The organism is Marispirochaeta aestuarii (assembly GCF_002087085.1).
Taxonomy (GTDB): Bacteria; Spirochaetota; Spirochaetia; order JC444; family Marispirochaetaceae; genus Marispirochaeta; species Marispirochaeta aestuarii.
On sequence record NZ_MWQY01000005.1, the window covers coordinates 68,327 to 88,005 of the forward strand.

At 50.3% G+C, this 19,679-nt stretch carries 17 protein-coding genes and 1 tRNA gene; 3 read left to right on the top strand and 15 right to left on the bottom strand.

What is annotated here, in order from left to right:
• Positions 1 to 18: 18 nt before the first annotated feature.
• Positions 19 to 1,488, bottom strand: coding sequence for a ketol-acid reductoisomerase (ilvC, locus tag B4O97_RS05535; RefSeq protein WP_083049042.1), 1,470 nt, complete (start codon positions 1,486 to 1,488; stop codon positions 19 to 21).
• Positions 1,489 to 1,652: 164 nt separating this feature from the next.
• Here ilvC and B4O97_RS05540 point away from each other — a divergent pair, with 164 nt between their 5' ends.
• Complete coding sequence (locus tag B4O97_RS05540; protein ID WP_083049044.1) at positions 1,653 to 3,110, top strand: ATP-binding cassette domain-containing protein; 1,458 nt, start codon at positions 1,653 to 1,655, stop codon at positions 3,108 to 3,110.
• Here the strand turns inward: B4O97_RS05540 and B4O97_RS05545 are convergent.
• The 6 genes from B4O97_RS05545 to B4O97_RS05570 form a co-directional block, all read right to left on the bottom strand.
• Positions 3,107 to 4,267 carry a CsgG/HfaB family protein gene (locus B4O97_RS05545; RefSeq protein ID WP_083049045.1) on the bottom strand — a complete coding sequence of 387 codons (1,161 nt, stop codon included), beginning with the start codon at positions 4,265 to 4,267 and terminating at the stop codon, positions 3,107 to 3,109. The two genes, B4O97_RS05540 and B4O97_RS05545, sit on opposite strands and share 4 nt — an antisense overlap.
• A gap of 102 nt (positions 4,268 to 4,369) precedes the next feature.
• Positions 4,370 to 5,362, bottom strand: a complete 993-nt coding sequence (locus tag B4O97_RS05550; protein WP_083049047.1) for a LacI family DNA-binding transcriptional regulator — start codon at positions 5,360 to 5,362, stop codon at positions 4,370 to 4,372.
• Between the two features lie 191 nt (positions 5,363 to 5,553).
• Positions 5,554 to 6,549, bottom strand: a complete 996-nt coding sequence (locus B4O97_RS05555; RefSeq protein WP_083049048.1) for a TRAP transporter substrate-binding protein — start codon at positions 6,547 to 6,549, stop codon at positions 5,554 to 5,556.
• Between the two features lie 18 nt (positions 6,550 to 6,567).
• Positions 6,568 to 7,851: a TRAP transporter large permease gene (locus B4O97_RS05560; RefSeq protein ID WP_083049050.1), complete on the bottom strand. Its 1,284-nt coding sequence runs from the start codon at positions 7,849 to 7,851 to the stop codon at positions 6,568 to 6,570.
• The gene (locus B4O97_RS05565) at positions 7,848 to 8,375 is read right to left on the bottom strand and encodes a TRAP transporter small permease (protein WP_158084172.1); all 528 of its coding nucleotides are present in this window, start codon (positions 8,373 to 8,375) and stop codon (positions 7,848 to 7,850) included. The genes B4O97_RS05560 and B4O97_RS05565 overlap by 4 nt, the downstream gene beginning before the upstream one ends.
• A 10-nt stretch (positions 8,376 to 8,385) precedes the next feature.
• Positions 8,386 to 9,402, bottom strand: a complete 1,017-nt coding sequence (locus B4O97_RS05570; RefSeq protein ID WP_083049053.1) for an Ldh family oxidoreductase — start codon at positions 9,400 to 9,402, stop codon at positions 8,386 to 8,388.
• A gap of 309 nt (positions 9,403 to 9,711) precedes the next feature.
• On the opposite strand from B4O97_RS05570, the gene B4O97_RS05575 reads away from it, so the two are divergent.
• Entirely contained in the window at positions 9,712 to 10,743 is a 1,032-nt protein-coding gene (locus B4O97_RS05575; protein ID WP_083049055.1) for a zinc-dependent alcohol dehydrogenase, read from the top strand.
• A 46-nt stretch (positions 10,744 to 10,789) separates the two neighbouring features.
• Here B4O97_RS05575 and B4O97_RS05580 read toward each other — a convergent pair whose 3' ends face one another.
• Positions 10,790 to 12,175: a sensor histidine kinase gene (locus B4O97_RS05580; protein ID WP_158084173.1), complete on the bottom strand. Its 1,386-nt coding sequence runs from the start codon at positions 12,173 to 12,175 to the stop codon at positions 10,790 to 10,792.
• Between the two features lie 404 nt (positions 12,176 to 12,579).
• Between B4O97_RS05580 and B4O97_RS05585 the strand changes: the two genes are divergently transcribed.
• Positions 12,580 to 13,413 carry a GGDEF domain-containing protein gene (locus B4O97_RS05585; protein ID WP_158084174.1) on the top strand — a complete coding sequence of 278 codons (834 nt, stop codon included), beginning with the start codon at positions 12,580 to 12,582 and terminating at the stop codon, positions 13,411 to 13,413.
• 117 nt (positions 13,414 to 13,530) lie between these two features.
• On the opposite strand, the gene B4O97_RS05590 is transcribed toward B4O97_RS05585, so the two are convergent.
• The 7 genes from B4O97_RS05590 to B4O97_RS05620 form a co-directional block, all read right to left on the bottom strand.
• Positions 13,531 to 13,614 (bottom strand) — tRNA-Leu (locus tag B4O97_RS05590).
• A 79-nt stretch (positions 13,615 to 13,693) separates the two neighbouring features.
• Positions 13,694 to 15,487 (bottom strand): oligoendopeptidase F, encoded by a 1,794-nt coding sequence (pepF, locus tag B4O97_RS05595; RefSeq protein WP_083049060.1) that lies wholly within the window; start codon positions 15,485 to 15,487, stop codon positions 13,694 to 13,696.
• Positions 15,488 to 15,497: 10 nt separating this feature from the next.
• A complete protein-coding gene (locus B4O97_RS05600) occupies positions 15,498 to 16,235 on the bottom strand; it encodes a class I SAM-dependent methyltransferase (RefSeq protein WP_158084175.1) in 738 nt (245 codons plus the stop codon).
• Positions 16,222 to 16,830, bottom strand: coding sequence for an RdgB/HAM1 family non-canonical purine NTP pyrophosphatase (gene rdgB / locus B4O97_RS05605; RefSeq protein WP_083049063.1), 609 nt, complete (start codon positions 16,828 to 16,830; stop codon positions 16,222 to 16,224). The genes B4O97_RS05600 and rdgB overlap by 14 nt, the downstream gene beginning before the upstream one ends.
• 38 nt (positions 16,831 to 16,868) lie before the next feature.
• A complete protein-coding gene (locus B4O97_RS05610) occupies positions 16,869 to 17,747 on the bottom strand; it encodes a hypothetical protein (RefSeq protein WP_083049065.1) in 879 nt (292 codons plus the stop codon).
• 188 nt (positions 17,748 to 17,935) lie between these two features.
• A complete protein-coding gene (locus B4O97_RS05615; RefSeq protein ID WP_083049067.1) occupies positions 17,936 to 18,352 on the bottom strand; it encodes an ACT domain-containing protein in 417 nt (138 codons plus the stop codon).
• Between the two features lie 17 nt (positions 18,353 to 18,369).
• Entirely contained in the window at positions 18,370 to 19,671 is a 1,302-nt protein-coding gene (locus tag B4O97_RS05620; RefSeq protein ID WP_083049068.1) for a phenylacetate--CoA ligase family protein, read from the bottom strand.
• Positions 19,672 to 19,679: the final 8 nt, after the last annotated feature.

The following is a 19,679-nucleotide window of genomic DNA, read 5'->3' on the forward strand; positions in this document are numbered from 1 at the left end:
CATTCCGTCCTCCAGGTACTAATATCGCAGACTCTTCATGGAAGTCATGAATCCCCGCAGTCTGGCGCCCACGGTTTCGACGGGGTGGTTTCTGATTTCCCTGTTTACCCTGATCAGTTCTACATTGTCCACGTCGTTACTGCCGCCTTTAAAACTCTTTCCCGCAACATCGGTATCGATTTTTTTCATGAAGTCCTGCAGCAAAGGAACGCAGTCGTTTGCAAAGAGGTAACAGCCGTACTCAGCGGTGTCGGAGATTACCTTGTTCATTTCATACAGCTTCTTACGGCCGATAAGATTCGCGATCAGCGGTACCTCATGAAGGGATTCATAATAGGCCGATTCCGCCTTTATTCCGGAAGAGGTCATGGTTTCGAAGGCCAGCTCGACTCCGGCTTTTACCATGGCTACCATGAGGACTCCGTGGTCGAAATACTCCTGCTCGCTGATCTCCATGGTCCCGGTAGGGGCTTTTTCAAAACCCGTACTGTTGGTTTCTTCCCTCCAGCGTAGAAGGTCTTTGTCGTCGTTTTTCCAGTCCTCCATCATGGTGGAGCTGAACTTTCCGGACATTATGTCGTCCATATGCTTCTGATAGAGAGGAGTCATAAGCTCCTTCAGCTCCTCGGAAAGTTCGAAGGCCCTGATCTTGGCGGGATTGGAGAGGCGGTCCATCATGTTGGTTATGCCACCGTGCTTCATGGCTTCGGAAACAGTCTCCCATCCGAACTGTACAAGTTTACAGGCGTAATCTTCCTTGATGCCTTTTTCGACCATCTTGTCAAATATAAGAATGGAACCGGTCTGGAGCATGCCGCAGAGAATGGTCTGTTCTCCCATGAGGTCGGATTTTACCTCCGCAATAAAGGAGGACTTGAGTACCCCCGCCCGGTGTCCACCTGTACCGGCGGCATAGGCCTTGGCCAGTTCAAGCCCTTCGCCCTTCGGATCGTTTTCCGGATGAACCGCGATCAGGGTGGGAACGCCGAAACCTCGTTTGTACTCTTCCCTGACTTCTGAACCCGGGGATTTGGGGGCGACCATTATGACCGTGATATCCTCACGGATCTGTTTTCCCTCTTCCACGATATTAAAACCGTGGGAATAGAGGAGGGCAGCTCCCTTTTTCATGAGGGGCATGATGGTGTCTATAACGGCTGAGTGTTGTTTGTCAGGGGTAAGATTGGCCACAAGATCAGCCTGGGGAATCATTTCGTCATGGGTGCCTACGGCAAAACCGTTCTCCGTGGCATTGATAAAAGACTGACGTTTCCGGCTGATTGCCTCCGCCCTCAGGGCGTAGGAGACGTCAAGGCCGGAGTCGCGGAGATTGAGTCCCTGATTCAGCCCCTGGGCACCGCAGCCCACAATCACGATCTTTTTTCCCTTCAGCTTTTCAACTCCGGAAAATTCCGCGGAGTCCATGAAGTCGCAGGTGCCCAGCTGTTCGAGCTGTCTGCGCAGGGGAAGTGAATTAAAATAGTTCATATTTACTACCTTTTTCCGTTCAGAGTTTATATACGTAAACTAGCATAAGCGTATGCAGAGACCCTGTCAATATTGAAAATATTGCAAAAATAACAACGCAACGATGCGTAATATGCAACTAAAACTATTGCAGTATCTTGGCCACATGTGTTCTACTTTTCCCGATGGAAAAGGACGATTTTCTGGTACGGGTGAGGAATGTTTCATTCATTACTCAGGAGCGGGGCGGACAGAACTTTCCCGACTGCGATATTCGCTTCGGCAGATGTACTGTGCTGTACGGACCCAACGGCAGCGGAAAAACCTGGTTCAGCAGGGTACTGGCCGGCGAGATCGAGCCGGCGGTGGGCATACGTACAGAGGCGCCGGAACTGAAGGGCAGGGTGGAGCTCGTCTCCTTTGAAACGGGCTTACGCCTCATAGAGGCTGAGAAACACCGGGATGAGAGCGATCTCAACGGCGGCGCCGCGGATCTGGGACGTCCGGTTAAGGAGTACCTTGGAACAGAAGATAGGATCCCATCCCGGTTCATGGGACTTATTCAGCGTTTTCGTATTGATACCCTGCTCAATCGGGGGCTGCGGGCCCTCTCCTCCGGGGAGCTGAGGAAGGTCCTTATTCTGCATGCTCTCATCGACGAGCCGCTGCTTCTGATTCTCGATGATCCCTTCGACGGCCTGGATATTGACGCCAGGCAGGAACTTACCGATTTTCTTGAGCACCTTCTCGACCAGTGCTCCCTTGTTATTGTAAGCGGACGGCGCCGGGAGGCTCCGGAATATACCGACCAGTTTCTGGAACTCTCCGCACCGTCCGGGGCTGCCTGTTCCTCGTCCCCGGACTTCCGGAGGAACGAGAACAGGAAGCTCTGGGACAAGATTCGCTCCCGCAGTGGCGATAATGGGAATGAAAATAAAAACGCTACCTCCCTTCTGGAAATGAAACAGGTCAGCGTCTCCTACAGGGAAGAAGTCATACTCCGGGATATTAACTGGCGGGTACTCTCCGGCGAAGCTTGGAAGATCTCCGGTCCCAACGGAGCCGGTAAAACCACCCTTATGGAACTGGTCAATGGTGATAATCCCAAGGCCTACGGCCAGGAGATATACCTTTTCGGCAGGCGAAAAGGCTCCGGTGAGAGCGTCTGGGAGATCAAGAAAAGGATCGGGCATGTATCTCCCGCCCTCCATATGCGGCAGCTCATGGGGATCCCGCTTATGGACGTGGTACTCTCAGGTTTTTTCGATACCCTGGGCCTTTACGACAAAGCGAAGGATATTCAGATTGATGAGGCCCGGGAATGGTCCAGGCTGTTCGGCCTGGAGGGCTATCTGAATGCGACGATGCGGCAGGTCTCTTTCGGAATTCAGCGGGTGGCCCTGATTGTACGGGCCCTGATCAAACGACCGGAACTTCTGCTTCTGGACGAACCCTGCCACGGTCTCGACGATCATAATACCGGAATGGTACTGAATGCGGCGCAACTGATTGCCGAGCACAGGATTGCAACCCTTTTATACGTGAGCCATGATCCTGATCATCAGGTCCCCGCAATTACCCATAACCTGGTGCTGAAGACCCATGGAGAGGGCGGCTACACCGCCGAGGTCCGGGAACTCTAGAAACGGAAACCGGCACCGATCATGATGCTGGTGATATCCAGATCCTCCGGTTCCGGAAAGATTTCGTCCGTGGAGAGTTCCGGGACATAGGTATAGTTCATGCGGGCGGAAAGGCACAGATCGCTGAGGTAAAAATCGAGGCCTCCTTCGAAGCTGATGCCGAAGCCCTCCTCCATCCATCCTTCACCGGGGTCCCAGTTGTCTCCCAGGGTAAAAATGACGTAGTTCAACCCGCCGCCGAAAAAGAGGGACGAAAAGCCTCCCACAGGAAGCAGCATGCCGAAGCTCAGTCGCAGATCAAGAACAGAAAAGTCTTCCGCCTCGTAGCCGTCATCTCCCTCAAAATCCTGCCATCCGTAGCCCATACTCGTGGCGAAATAGAAGTTGTTGGTCATGTCGAGAAGGAGATGCATGTCGAATCCGTTGGTCGGCAGATCATAGGAAAATGGATAGGAATAATTATCCTCCACCATATCGATGGCAGTACCGGCAAAGCGGGGCAGCATCCATGAGAATGTCAGGTGGGACCGCCTCGGTTTTTTTACGACTGGCTGCTGAACCGACGGAGAAGCTTGAACCTCCTGCCGCGACTCCTGGGGCTCGGGTTGTTCCTGTCGGGGGGGGGTGGTTTCGCGCCGGGGGCTCTCTTCGGCAAAGACAGTGCCGGTAATTTCTGTCTCCGGCTGATCCCCCCGAAGACTCTGCACCAGCTGTTTGCCCACCCGGCTGGAAAGCTCGAAGATTACGGCCGTTGAGCCCTCCGCTTCGGCGGAGGTCTGGGCGATTATGCGTCCGGTTTCCACGCTGATAATTTTGGCGCTGATGACATAGAACAATTCGATGCGGGTTACCCTGGAAACACAGACATAATCGGCACCCAGAAAATCCCCCGCTTTTTTTACGTCCGCTTCACTAACCAGCCCGGACAACTGGAACTCCTGCTCGTTGAGAATCTGCTCCACGTAGGTACGGTCGAGTATTTCGTAGAGATTCGAGGACACAAGTTCTTCCGCGATTTTGTCGGCTATCGTCACACTGAGGGCGGAATATACGCCTTCACCGGTAACGGCGTTGGGAATTGCCATGGTTTCAGACCAGCCGGCAAGACATACAAACAGAAAAAGGAATGGGGTAAAAAGAAGTTTTCTGAGACCCATCGGCCACCTACCTTACGCCATGATCTAATATATAGAATAGGCCATGAAGGGGGCCAGCACAAGAAATTACTGAAAATAATACTGCATAACTGAGATATCTTTTTACGCGGTGCCCCGTTTTATGAGTTCCGGGTAGAGAAGGGTATGGGAGGGCAAATCCCGGCCAAGAAGAATGTCCGCAATGGCCCTGGCAAGCATGATGCCGGTCATCTCCTCTTTATTATCGATTACCGTCATTGGCGGGTTGGATATCCGGGAGAAGATGGTGTTGTTGAATCCGATTACCTGAACGTCCCGGGGAATTACTCTGCCCATCCGCTCGAGCTCCTGCATTGCCCCAAGGCAGGTAATGTCGTCACAGCCGATAAGGGCCGAATAGTCCACGTTGCGCCGGGAAAGTTCCCTGATTGCAGCGATGCCGCCGTCCAGTCCGCTTTCTGTCTTTACAACCAGGTTTCTGTCATAGCTGATACCGTATTCCTTGAGCTTTTTACGGTATTCGCTGCGTTTCTGTTTTCCAACCAGGGTATCGTAGTCCTGGATATAGGCAATACGGCGGATTTCCTTATCCTGAACAAGGTAATCCATCGCAAGGTCTATGCCATGGGACTCTTCCGACGATATATTGTAGATGTTCGGCCCGGTGAGTATTGTGTTGTGCATAACTATGGGAGTGTCGGATAAATATCGCTTAATGCTTTCCGCCGTTTCATCGGAGGATAAGACAGAACCGACCATTATGACCCCGTCAACCTGCTTTTCCGCAAGAACACGAATGTAATCGAACATCTTTTTTTTGTCGTAGCCGGTGTTGCAGAGAATGGTATTATAGCCGCTGGCGCTCAGTTTCTGTTCGATTGTAAAGGCAATATTCGCATAGTGCAGATGCCGTACATCCACCGCCAGAACAGCGATCACGTTGGTCGATTTGTTGACAAGGCTCTTTGCGACCGCACTGGGAACATAATTGTGTTTCTTTAATACCCCGAGGACCCGTTCCTTGGTGGCCTTTCGTACATTCGGATGATTGTTCAATACCCGGGAAACGGTAGAAATTGAAACTCCCGCTTCCTTTGCCATGTCGTAAATATTCACGTTGCTCCCACAATGATAGACTATTCCACTCTTCAGGACAGCGTACAGTTTTGTGCGACCATGATAAACCTAAGGCGTATGCTTTGACAACCAAAAGGTTCGGCGAAAGGGAATGCCTTACCGGTGACCTTACATGAATCGGGGCAGATCTTTCGTCTGCCCCGATTCCTTAGTCTCAATTACGGGAGATCCTATTTTGCAGCGGAAAGAACCGCATCAATAAGACCGTTCTTGTACTTATCTTCGTACTCGTTCCACAGGGAGCTGGTGGCTTTGCGGAATGCATCAAGGTCCGCAACGTCGTTGAACTCAACGCCTTCCGCCTTGAGGGCATCTATCGCCTTCTGAGTATTTTCCGCCCAGATGCTTCGTTCGTAGGCTACTGCTTTCTGGGCTTCTTCGGTAATGATCTTTTTCTGATCATCAGAAAGCTTTCCCCAGGTTTTTGCGGAAATGGCAAAAAGGTCGGGGGTCATGAAGTGGCGTGTCCAGGAGACGTAATCGGTAACCTCATACAGTTTGAGGGTGTAGAGGGTGATGGGGCTGTTTTCCCATCCGTCGAGAACTCCCTGCTCGAGGGCAGAGTAAACATCAGCCTGACTCATGGGAGTTGCAATGGCTCCCATGCGATTGATTCCTTCCAGGGTGATGTTGGTGGGAATGGTCCTGATCTTGAGTCCGTTCAGGTCAGAGGGCCTGTTAATGGGGCGGACGTTGTTCATCAGACTTCGGGACCCGCCATAGAAGTATCCGAGGGGGACAAATCCTTTTTTCAGCAGGGCCTCTGCAAGAATGTCTCCGGCTTTGCCGTTCAGGGACGCATAGAGGTGGTCTTCGCTCTGAAAGAGAAATGCCAGGGCGAGTACTTCCATTTCAGGAACATAGTTGGCAAAGGCACCGGCAAACTGATTACACATATCGATGGTTCCAAGCTGCACACCTTCAACCATCTCTTCGTTGCCGCCGAGCTGGCTGTTGGGGAAAAGCTCTACTTTTACCTGACCGGCGGTCCGTTCGGCAACACCCTTGGCAAACTGCTGGAGAGCCATGTTCATGGGGTGATCCAGGGGAAGGGTATTTGTTACCCTGAGGGTCATAGCCTTCTGACCGGCGTCCTCTCCCTGTCCGTTGGCGAACACGAATGCTCCGATAAGAAGCACGACAAGAACAATACCTAGTTTCTTCATATATCCTCCGAAGAAAATTTATTTAATATACCCGGTTAATTCGGGTATCCAGAGCGAGAGTGCAGGTATGAAGGTGACAAAAAGAAGGACCAGTACCATGGCGCCCAGATAACGCAGATAGGTACCCATCATGTCGCTTAACTTTGCCCCTGAAATACCTGAGGCTACGAACAGCGCTACTCCGACGGGGGGAGTACACTGTCCTACCGCCATGTTAACGATGGCCATTACGCCGAAATGAATGGGATGGACTCCCAGTTCCTGAACCACGGGCCAGATAATGGGAACAACAATTATGATAATCGCTGAAGGATCCAGAAAGGTTCCCAGAACAAGAAAGAGAATGTTAATCAGAATCAGCAGAATCCAGCGGTTGTCCGTCAGGGATACCAGAAAGTTTGCAATCTGGGATGGAATCTGTTCCGCTGCAAGCACCCAGCCGAAGCTGGCGGCAGCTGCAATGGTAAGAACAACGACACCGGTGGTGAGAGCCGATTTTACCAGAACATGGGGCAGATCCTTGAAGCTGAGCTCCTTGTAGACAAAAAAGCCGATGATGAAAGCATACAGCGCGGCAATTACCGAAGCTTCGGTGGCGGTAAAGATTCCCGCTGTGATTCCTCCGACGATTATTACCACTGTAAAGAGGGCCAGGAATGAATCTGCGAAGGATCTGAGCATCTCCCTGAAACTGGCCCGGGGTTCGGGATCTATCTTGCGGATCTTGGTATAGATAATATTTACAGCCATGAGGGACACACCGATCAGTATTCCGGGAATGATTCCACCCATGAACATTCCGCCGATGGAGATACTGGCGGTTACGCCGAGGATGATCATGGGAATACTGGGAGGAATGACTATTCCGATGGACCCGGCGGTGGCCATAACGCTGGTGGCAATATCCTTTCCGTAGCCCTTGCGCTTCATCGCGGGAATAAGGAGACTTCCAACAGCCGCGGTATCCGCCGCTGCAGCACCGGAAAGTCCTGCAAAAAACATGGCGGCCATTACGCTCGCATTGGCAAGACCTCCACGGATATGACCGATTATATTTGAGGCAAAGGTTACCAGACGTCTGGATATTCCGCCGCTGTCCATGAATCCCCCGGCAAGAATAAAGAAGGGAACGGCTATCAGGCTGAAATTACTGCTGGCTCTGAACATTTTTACCACAATGGCAAAAAGGTCGATGTCGCTGAAAAAGAACATTGATACGACCGTGGAAATGAGCAGTGAAAAGGAAACCGGGGCCTCGAGAATCAACAGAATAATGAAGGTCAGAAACAGTGTTGCAATCATTCCAGGTCCTCCAGTGCTTCAGATTCGATGTTCAGATACACCTCGGTGGTCTTCTCTACACCGTGAATCAGAATAAAAGCCCCGCTGATGGGCATAGACAGGTAGGCCCAGAACATCGAAATGGGAAGAATATTCATGCGCTGAATATGATTCGCGATGGCAAGACGGGTTCCCATGTACAGAAGAAAAACGGCGAACAGGCATATGAGAACCCATATTACAAGACGAACCGTTTTTAACAATTTCTGAGAAAAATGTTTTGTTACAAGATCAACGGAAAAGTGGGAATTGGTATAGATGGCCATACTCGCTCCCATAAAACTTGCCCAGGTAAAGGAGTAGGTGAGCAGTTCCTCTGACCAGCCTATGGGGGCTTTCAGAATAAAACGGGAAAATACCTGGAGAAATCCGAAAATGAGCATTCCCACCATCAGGATTATCAGGCTTGTCTTTTCAATCAGCAGAATTATATGGTTTACCCGTCCCATGATTCGTAAAACGGGGCCATTATCGCCGGATGACATGGGCACCTCCTTATTTTTTTCCTTTAAGGTAGTTGTATATGCCTGAGGGTATGTCGATACCATCAGAGAGGCTGCGTTTCATTGCAGCGGCTTCCAGTTCGCCAGGAACCATTACCTTCTCATGACCGGGAGCTGGGGGCTGAGAATGGAGTTCGTCTATCATAGCCTGCGCTGTAGAGAAGACGGCGGGACCGGTAAAGATGGAAGGATCTATAACAAGGTGAAATCCGGAAAGGTTACGGAAGGATTCAAGGTCACTGTACATCGGCTTCACATGGGGGCCGAAAACCCCGCCGACCAGCAGGCCCGTCAAAGCTTCCACCATCATGTTGATGCCGTAACCCTTGTATCCTCCGAAGGGAAAAAGTGAATAAGCCGCATTGGCGTCGGTAGTGAACTCGCCGTCTTCGGTTACCGCCCATCCTTCCGGTATTTTTATTCCTTTTTCCCGGGCATAGAAGATCTTGCCGAAGGCCACTTCGCTGGTTGCCATGTCAAGAAGAATGGAACCGCTTTCACCCGGAAAACCAAAAGCGAAGGGGTTTGTACCAAAGAAACGTTTTTTCCCGCCGAAGGGAACGACCGCGGAATCGGTGTTCGCTGAAACCATGGAAGCCATCTTTTCTTCCAGCGCCATATTGACGTAATAGGCAAGGGCGCCGCAGTGGCTGCTGTTCTTTACGCCGATGAGGGCGATTCCCTGATCCCTGGCGATTTCAATGGCTTTTTCAGTGGCCATTTTTGCAGCGATATGGCCCATACCCCCGTCTGCATCGATGAGACCAACAACCGGCCTGATCTCTTTCACGGATAAATCGGGTTCAAGGTTGATTCCGCCCTTGATAATTCTTTCGACGTAATGTTCGACCCGCAGAACTCCGTGGGAGTGGGTGCCCCGTAAATCTGCAAAAACAAGGATTCCGGCAACTGTTTCTGCATCGGGGACTGTCATTCCCGCCTCACATAGACGCATAACGGCAAGATTTTTCAGCTCTTCTGCCTGCACTCTGATCATTTCATCTGACATCCTGTACTCCGGTTGAAAATAACTTGGAAGCGCTTTCAATTAAAACTTCGTAGATGTATCATAATACGAGTTCTCTGGTTTTGCAAGGAAAAAGTTGAAATTCGAAAAGAAGCCTTCATAACGAGTTTCCAGGCGTACAAACCTCCGAACATCGGTGGATTATCCATAAAAAACCCGGTTTCATCATTCGGCAGGGAAGGGAAAGCTGTATCGACAACTGTATTTTTCTCTGGTATAGTATAGATGTAAAGCACATCAAGGGCGTAAAATTTGTTACTGTAAAAGCGCTTTCATTTAAGGAGAAGGGTTATGGATGCATATGTTCTTCATGGACCGGGAGATTTACGCAGAGAACAGCGGCAGGAGCGAAAACCCGCCGCCGACGAGGTTCTAATCGATGTAAAACGGGTAGGAATCTGCGGTTCTGATATTCACTATTACCAGCATTTTAAAATAGGGCAGTTTATTCCCCGGGCACCACTGGTCCTTGGCCATGAGTTCGCAGGACTCGTGGTCGAAGTCGGACCGGACGTAAAAAACATCAAGGTCGGAGATCGGGTGACGGCGGAACCTTCCATCGAGTGTGGAAAGTGCAGGTACTGCAGAGCAGGACGATACAACCTATGTACAAATCTTCGATTTTTAGGTACCGCCGCCACTGTGCCGCATATTGATGGAGGATTTGCCGAGAAGGTCCTGGTCCCCGAAAGTCACTGCTATATTCTGGACGATTCACTGGATTATGGTGCAGGAGCAATGATCGAGCCTTTGGCGGTGGGAGCGAATGGAGTTATGCGTGCGGGCACGGTTGCCGGATATCGCGTTCTTATTGTCGGAGGCGGAACAATAGGACAGATGGTCCTGGGGGTTGCAAGTGCCCTTGGCGCCACCGACATTACCCTGGCCGATCCGGCGGAATATCCCCGGGAATTTGCCTTGTCCCATGGCGCCAGCGCGGCAATTGATCCCACCGAAAAGGGGATCGGGGAGAAACTTTTTGCCCAGGGGGGATTCGATGTGGTCTTTGAGGCCTCCGGCGCACCTGCGGGACTCAGTTTCGCATATCAGACAGCAGCCCGGGGAGGCAGGATAGTCCAGATAGGAACCCAGCCTGACAGCGTAGCCTTGCCTGTTAATCTCGTGATGTCCAGGGAGCTTACGGTTTTTGGTTCCATGCGCTACGCCCATGTGTATCCCATGGTGCTGGATCTGATCCGTTCGGGAAAAATCGCAGTTAATGATCTGATCTCCGCGGTTTATCCCTACGATAAGATGCAGGAAGCGATGGACCGGGCGATTTCAAAGGATAAAGTCGTTAAAGTCCAGGTCGAAAGAGCATAGAAGCTATCAGGGAGCATTATTCCAATAATGCTCCCTGCATTCGAAATCACACCGTAAACTCAAGCGTGTAGCGGGTACCTCCGGTGGAATCAACACGTATGGTTCCGTCGATCTGCTTCGTGAGCAGTTTGATCAGTTCAAGACCAAACCCTGATACAAGCTCCAGGTCGTCAGGTGCAGGCAGACCGATTCCGTCATCGGCATAGACGATATTAATTGTTCCATCCTTGCGGAAAGCCTTCAGGGAGATTCTTCCGTCGGTTTTTTCTGTGAAGGCGTATTTCATGGAGTTGGTAAACATTTCACTGATCATAATTCCGATGGAAGAGAGGATTTTCGTGTCCAGTACGATATCTTCAATATCTATCTCCGTTTCAATCGCTTTTCCGGAGGAATATTGTGTTCGAAGGTCATCGATAAGGGAGGGTAGAAAAACCTTGATACTGAGCCTGGTAAAGCTGTCCGAACGGTACAGCTTATCGTAGAGAACCATCATACCCTGAATCCGGTTTGCGGCATCCTGCAGGATTTCCGGGCATGATTTGTCGCTTTTCAGTTTACTTTGAATTGATAATAAACTCCGAATAACACCCATATTGTTCTTTATACGATGATGGGCCTCTTTAAGCAGGATTTCTTTTTCATGGAGAAGAGAAGCTATCTGCTCTTCCGCCTTCTTGCGTTCCGTAATGTCCCGGGCGATACTGAGTATTGCCCGGCGTCCGCCGTAGGTTATAAGGGTGGAACAAATTTCCACCGGAATTGTGTGTCCATGTTTTGATTTATGGCTTGTCTCAAACACCTGAATTTTGTCTTCCGGGGCAGTACGAATGAGCTCGCTTATACTATCTCTGGTCATGGATGCATCAATATCAACGGGACCCATGGCACTCAGCTCTTTGCGGCTATACCCCAATTGACGCACAGCCGTTTCGTTGAAATCAATAAAATTTTCATCAAAGCCGATTACCCATACCGATTCATTCATGGCGTTTATTATGGAACGGTAATTGATCGAATCCTTGCATTCGTCCCTGTCCGCTTTTCGCTGGCTGTGTAAACGAAGAGCAGTCTCAATTGAGACGCTTAAGAGATCTGCTGTGCTGTCTGTCCCGACATAGCCGTAGGTTTGTATATTCCTGGACATGGGAATCAGCGCTGCAGCCTCGGGAGGTACCATAAGGATCAGCGGTGCATCATAATGCCTGGTAAACCGGGATGCAGCGCGGATTCCATCCTTTCCGCCGCCCATGTACAGGTTCAGCAGAATAATATCTATTTTCTTATGCTTTGCGAGGTAGTCTTCAGCCTGGGGCAAGGTATCGGAGGAAAGTACACTGAAGCCGGTACCAAGGAGGGCCTCTCTTGTCATTTCGGCAGAGTGTGCCAGGTCGTCAACCAGGAGAATTGTTATTTTTTCGGCGGGTATCATTCTCATTGGCCCTGTATTAGGATGAATAATGACAGCTTTATCATTATTGAAGTATTCGAAGAATTATAGCATTATTTCGGAAGAAATGTACACAAAAGGTGATAAACTGCACAAAGGAGATAGATGCATCTGACATGCTGCAGCCTAAACAGATTTTTCCGGATGATACTTCCTATTTTCTCCACAGACTGGAGAGTAATGTTTTTCTCTACACCCGTATTTTGTTTATCCTCGGTATCAGCAGTTTCGGGTTTCTCCTGAGAAATGCCCTTTTTTACCTTCCATATTATTATATCGCGAGATTCTATTTTTATATTTATCTGCTCGGATGCATAACATTGCTTCCGATATGGGCTGTTGTCTCCTCTCTGTTTAAAAAACGAAAATATACGGCAGTAAATAATTTGATTGTTATTTCCGCTTGTGCAGTTTATATACTGCTTGTGCTGCTCTCGGTATTGGATTCGGTTCGGATTGTAGTCAATGAACCGTCTAATGATTTCAACTTTACCGGGTATCTTTTAGGTCTTTTTATTATAGGTTTTGTTCTGCGCCTGGACTGGAAGCTTTCCTTTGCCGTCTATACAGCAGGTATCGGTCTTTTTCTGACGCTCTACTATTTCTATTCTCCCCGTGTTCTTTCCATACCATCGGTGTTACCCTTTATTGCAGTGAACATTCTCGTCCTCTATTTTTCCTATTCCCGGGAAAAGTTCTATAAAATTCTCCATGAGGACAAGACTGATTTGTTGAATCAGACATTCAGGGACAGTCTTACACAGAGTTTCAACCGCAGATATATGAAACGGGCTGTACATCAGAGCTTTGCCCATAAGATAGGAGCAAGCGTTCCGTTCTGCTGTATTTTCACAGATATCGATTTATTCAAAGATATAAACGATAAGTATGGACATGATACAGGTGACATGATTCTCATTGAATTCTCAAAGATATTGCAGACCGAAACCAGGAGTATGGACTCAGTGATACGATATGGGGGTGAGGAATTTCTGATTCTTCTTTCGAACACCCGGCTGGAAGAGGCCAGGGGAATTGCTGATCGCATGCGGCGCGGTATCGAGGAAACCAGTTTCTGTGAAAACAGAGTCAATGTAACCGCAAGCTTTGGTGTTACAGAGGCAGATGACAGGGATACGGAAGAAAGCATCATTCAGAGAGCGGATTCCCTGCTTTACAAGGCGAAACGGGAAGGGAGAAACAGGGTCTGTGCAGGATAAGAAAAGAATTTCGATTATTCTGTCGAGGTGGGTCCATATCTGGGTCCACTTTTTTTCTAATAAAAAAACCGGATCGAATGATCCGGATTAATTCTTTATCCTGTAAGGATTTCTCCTTGCGGCGAACTGGACTTGAACCAGCACGGCATTGCTGCCACTAGCCCCTCAAGCTAGCGTGTCTACCAATTTCACCACCGCCGCAAAATGTACGCAGATAGTACCGATTTTGCGGCAGGGTGTCAAGCATATTCAGGCAGGAAATTTCCTTAATCTCCGGTCTTTACTGCAGTTCTCCCAGCTTGTCGACCAGCCCTTCAAAACGCTTCATGGCGTTTCTGACGGGATCCGGCGAGGACATATCCACACCGGCAAGCTGCAGGGATTCCAGAGGATACCGGGAACCTCCGGACTTCAGGAATGACAGGTAGTCCTCCCGTTCACGGTCGCCTCCGGACAGGACCCTGTCGGCGAGGGCGATGGCAGCGGAAAGTCCGGTGGCGTATTTATATACATAGAAAGCACGGTAAAAATGGGGAATCCTCAATCCTTCGATGTCGGAAACCTCTTCCAGCTTCATCTCGGGACCGAAGTATTCTTCCATAAGCCTGCGATAGGTACTTCGCAGAGATTCCAGGGTAAGGGGAGTGCCCTCTTCTCCCATTTTGTGGACCAGATGCTCGAACTCCGCAAACATGGTCTGCCGGAAGATTGTTGCGACTATCTCGTCTATCTGTTTACCCACAAGATAGGACTTCATCTCTTCGCTTTCAGCTCTGTCCATCAGGTATTTGCCCAGAAGCTGTTCGTTGAAGGTGGAGGCAACCTCGGCTTCAAAAATGGTGTAGTCGTAATGCTGAAAAGGGTTGTTCCGTACGCTGTACCAGGAGTGCATTGAGTGGCCGCCCTCATGGGCCAGGGTAAAGACGTCCCTGAATACATCATCCTTGTAATTCATGAGGATGTATGGTTCTCCGTGGTAACTGCCTGCAGAGAAGGCGCCGGAACGTTTTCCCTTGTTTTCGTAACGGTCGACCCAGCGCCCGAGGAGTCCCTGTTTCAGGGTGTCGCAGTACTCATCTCCCAGGGGAGCAAGGGCCGGGATGATGGTATCAACAGCCTCTTCATAGCTGTGCCGGACACGTATTTTCGGCGTAAGGGGAACGTAGACGTCCCAGTGACGCAGCGTATCGATTCCCAGTTTCTCCCTGCGAAGGGAGTAGTACCGGTGCAGTACCGGCAGGTTTTCATGAATCACCGCAATAAGGTTATCGTAGACCTCCTCGTCAACCTTATCGGGAAACAGAGCGGCAGCCCGGGCAGAGGGATAATTCCTTACCTTCGCCCTGTAGATATCCAGATGCACGCTGCCGGAATAAAGGGCTGCCAGGGTGTTTTTATGGGCCTGGTAATGCCCGTAGAACTGACGGTAGGCCTTTTCCCGCAGGTTGCGGTCAGGATCCATCAGAAAAGCCGAAAAGGTGCTCTGGGTAAGAGGTTTCGGTCCCTCCTCCGTTTCAATTTCTCCAAAATCAAGATCCACGTCGGTAAGGGCCTTGAAGCTTTTGGATGCAGTCTGGTTGGCCTCGGACTGCATGGAAAGAAGGCGCTCCTCTTTTTCACCCAGGGTGTGGGGTTTGAAACGGAGCATCTTGCCCAGCATAATGCTATATTCAGCGACCCCGGGATCTTGCAGAAAACCTTCCATGACAGTGTCGGGAAGGGCGAGAATCTCGGGACGGAAATAACTCATGGCACTGTTCGATTCCGTTGCAGCCCGCATAAAGCGGGCAAAACGTGCCTGGTGTTCATCACTGCCTCCGTCCTCCGAAGTCCGCAGATAGGCATAGGAGCCGAGGCGTTCCCCGAGCTCCTCGTGTTGAATCAGTGTTTCCAGGACCCTGGAGAGGTGTTCCGCCGAGTTCCCGAGGCTTCCTTTGAAGGATTCAATTTTTTTTATCTGTCCGGTAAACTCTTCAAGGGATTCTTCCCAGTCCCGGGAAGACGGAAAAAGTCCGCCCAGGTCCCAGGTATATGCTTCATTGATCTCTTCGCGCTTTGGTATGGTATGCGACATACAATTCTCCTTATTTTCTGGCAATGCTTATCAGCCTTTGTGCGTTATGATCATAGGGACGTCCGTCAAATCCCCCTTTAATGCAGACACTTTCAAAACCGCAGTTCAACAGGAGTTCCTTCAGTTCCAGTGCCGAGTAGATACGGTGGGAGAACCGGAAATTGTAATTTTCCTTCGGGCCCTTCAGGCTCCATATATTATTGAGGGTGGAAAAATCATCTTCGATTGTATATTCTCCCCGCACCGTGTAGCCGTCCATTTCATACTCTTCGGCGGCTACAAAGTCCCTGGACAGGATTTCCTTCCCGTTAACATCGATTACAAAAGCTCCTCCGGGCTTTAGAGATTCCCTTATATTCTCTATATAACGAAGCTCTTCCTGCTGATCGGAAAAGAACCCGAAGGATGTAAACAGGTTAAGGGCCAGGTCGTAGTAATCCGGTCTCCGGAAAAACCGTACATCCTGCAGCATAAACTCTATATCCAGCTCTTCTGCAGCCGCGGTTTCCCGGGCTGCTTCAATGTAGCCCCTGGTCCGGTCTATAGCGGTTACCTGGTAACCGCGGCGGGCGAATTCCAGGGAGTGGCGACCCACACCGCAGCAGGAATCGAGGACCCTGCTGCCGGCTTCTGTACAGGTCATGCTTATAATCGATGCAACCTCTCCGGGGGTTTCCGCCCAGCGCTGGGGATCAAACATGACGGGAGCAAAGCGCAGCCAGAATTGATCGTCCTCAAACCACTCCAAGATCATCTCCATAGGACTGCAGGAATTTTCGCAGTGCAGAACCCGCTTTTCCCCGGTGGGAGATCCTGTTCTTCTCCTCTTCAGAAAGCTCCGCCATGGTCCTTCCTGTTTCAGGTATGAAAAAAACGGGATCATAGCCAAAACCGCCGCTGCCCCGGGGAGCCTCGGCGATTATACCCCGGCAGGTTTCCTGAAAAATAAAATACCGTAAATCATCGATGTAAAAAACGAGGGAGCAGACAAAAGCTGCATTTCGGTTTGTCTTTCCCTGAAGATTGCGCAGGAGTAATTCGTACTTTTCCTGTGAAGAGAGGCTCGTTCCCTCATCTTCTCCGTAGCGGGCGGAGCGGATGCCGGGAGCACCGTCCAGGGCTTCCACGCAGAGGCCTGAATCATCGGCAATAACCGGACGACCCTCTGCCCGGGCGTGCAGAAAAGCAGCCTTGATAAGACTGTTTTCACAGAAGCTCGCACCCGTCTCTTCACATTCAAAAGAGGTCCCCAGATCCTCGGGTATCACTATACGGTGCTCAGGCAGGATAGCCTGGAATTCATCCCGTTTGTGCCTGTTGCCTGTTGCCAGTAATAATTCCATGGACCTACTGTACAAAAAAAACAGCGTATCGTGAAGCTTTATTGTGAGGATACCTCTTTATCTCCGGCTTTAATCAAGGCTGTTCGAAGATAATGGAGACCGGAATCAACTGATCCCTTCGGTATGGAAAGTACCCTGGCTATCTCGGAATGGGTCGGGGCCATGGGTACATTGTGCAGTTCCTTCGTTAAGGCTCTCATTCGTCTGCGGGCAGCATGGTAACGCCGGTGGTACTGCTGACGTTCCTCGGTGACAAAGCAGTTGTCGCCGGCATTCTGATACATATGGGCCCGGGCCATATTTTCTTTTCGTAAAAGACTGAGCCGTAAATGACGCCTGCTTCTGGCATGCATACTGTCGCGCAGATGTTCAATCTTTTCATAGAGCCAGTTGTAGCTGACCCCTGTCGCTTCCGCGGTCTTTCTGATGTGGGCTGGAGAACAGAACCAGGCGTTTTTACAGACAAGACAGAGGAGTCTTCGGCGGAGATATTCAAGCTGTATTTTCCGCTTGTCATCGACGGAAAAATACTCTCGGTACTCAGGATCTATTGCTGTATCGCTGTCCGATGGCAGCTTATCGACAGCTTCCGGTTCAAGACCATCGAAGTACATCTTTTCGCTGTAATTCCTCAAGGTCTGTTGTCGTTTACTGTTGTAAAAATAGGTACATGTGGCCCGGCGTATGGACATATGGAGATATACCTCAAAAGGACTGCCGCGGTATACGAAGGAATCGATCATTTTCGGAATGCGTCGATAGATTTCGCAGAAGATCTCGGAGGCGGTGTCCGCTTCCTCCTTGAATTTATTATGCAGAAAATTATAGGAGAAGATGGAGATTTGGTTGATTACATGGGTTCTTGAAACCCGTCCTTCCTGGTACGCGAGAATGATCGGGGTCAATTTTTCTTTCATACACTTTCCTCATTGGATACTGCCCTCCCGGACCAACATAAAAGCAAAGTGCGTGCCAAAGGTTTTAAATGTGGTGTTTAGATTAAAAAAAGGCAGTCTCCCCCCAGAAACGGAAACTGCCTGTTACAATCAGTTACAAAAGAGTGAAGAATTCCCCGGATGAAGCGTTTACATACAGACCGGAGAACCTAAAAATTCTTTATTGCCGTTAATTTATGCTCCCTGAAAATCTTGTTTCCATGTTCAGTATCGTCAACCTTGAAAATTACCACCGCCTTGTTGTTCTTGTTTTCCAGGGATGAATACAAATATTCAATATTGACGCCGGTCTTGTGGAAGAGCTCCATAATCTCGGCAAGTCCTCCCGGCCGGTCCTCCAGTTCAATGGCAAATACGTCGGTAACCTTTGCGGTGAATCCCTTTTTATCCAGGGCGTCCAGGGCTTTGTGGGGATTGTCTACCACTATCCGTAAAATACCGAAGTCAGCGGTATCGGCAATTGTTGCGGCCCTCATATTCACGCCGGCATCACCCAGGGTCTTGGTTACCTCCGCGAGACGGCCGGATTTATTTTCCAGAAATACGGAAATCTGCTGTATTGTCATTTCTTCCTCCTGCAGGCTTATATCTGCCGTTTATCTATTACACGGGTTGCTTTGCCGATGCTTCTCTCCAGGGATTTTGGTTCCACCAGTCTGATAATCGCACCGATTCCCAGACTTGAGCGGATCTCTTCGGAAATCTTGCTGCGGATTCTCTCGAGTCCCTTTGTTTCGTCGCTGAAGAAGCTCTCTTCCACTTCAACACGGATCTCTACCTCATCAAGATGAGTACTCCCGCGGTCGACGACGATCTGATAATGGGGCTGGGTTTCTTCAATCCGGATGAGTACTTCCTCAATCTGGGAGGGGAATATATTGACCCCACGGATTATCAGCATGTCGTCGGTCCGTCCCAGAAGGCGGTGCATCTTTATTGTTGTTCTGCCGCAGGAACAGGTCTCCCGGTACAGATAGGTGATATCCCGGGTGCGGTAGCGCAGTATGGGGGTACCTTCCTTGGTAAGGGTTGTAAAAACCAGCTCTCCCTTTTCTCCCGGGGGAAGGACCTCTCCGGTTTCAGGATTTATTATCTCGGGATAGAAAAAATCTTCATTGATGTGGAGCCCGTCCTGGACTTCGCATTCCGCTGCAACCCCCGGGCCGATAATCTCGGTAAGCCCGTAGATATCATGGGCTGTAAGGCTGAGCTTGTTTTCGATCTCCCGCCGCATGTTGTCGCTCCATGGTTCCGCCCCGAAGCAGCCGGCCTTCAGGGGCAGGGACCTGAAGTCTATGCCTTCCTCTGCCGCGGTCTCTGCAAGAAAAAGCGAATAGGAGGGGGTACAGGTCAGAAGGGTGGTGCCGAAGTCCCGCATGATCATGAGCTGACGCTTGGTATTGCCGGCGGATATGGGAATAACGTTTGCTCCCAGCATCCTGGCCCCATAGTGGACGCCCAGTCCTCCGGTGAAAAGGCCGTAGCCGTAGGCGTTCTGTATAACGTCCCCGGGGCCTGCTCCGGCCATGGCGAGGGTTCTGGCCATGGCGTGGGACCAGGTTTCTATGTCCCGCCGGGTATAGGCTCCGACTACCGGGGTTCCCGTTGTTCCCGAAGAGGTATGAACCTCGACTATTTCCGATTCGTCCACCGCAAGCAGGCCGTAGGGATAGGTTTCCCTGAGCTCCTGCTTGGTGGTAAAGGGTATTTTGCTAATATCCTCGAGACTGTTGATGTCCGAAGGCCGAATCCCCGCCTCGTCAAACTTTCGCCGGTAAAAGGGCACCCGGATATAGAGCCGGGTAACCAGTTCCTGCAGTCGCTGGAGCTGCAGTGCCCGAAGCGATTCCGGATCGCGGTATTCAGCGGATCTGTCCCAAACCATTTTTCCTC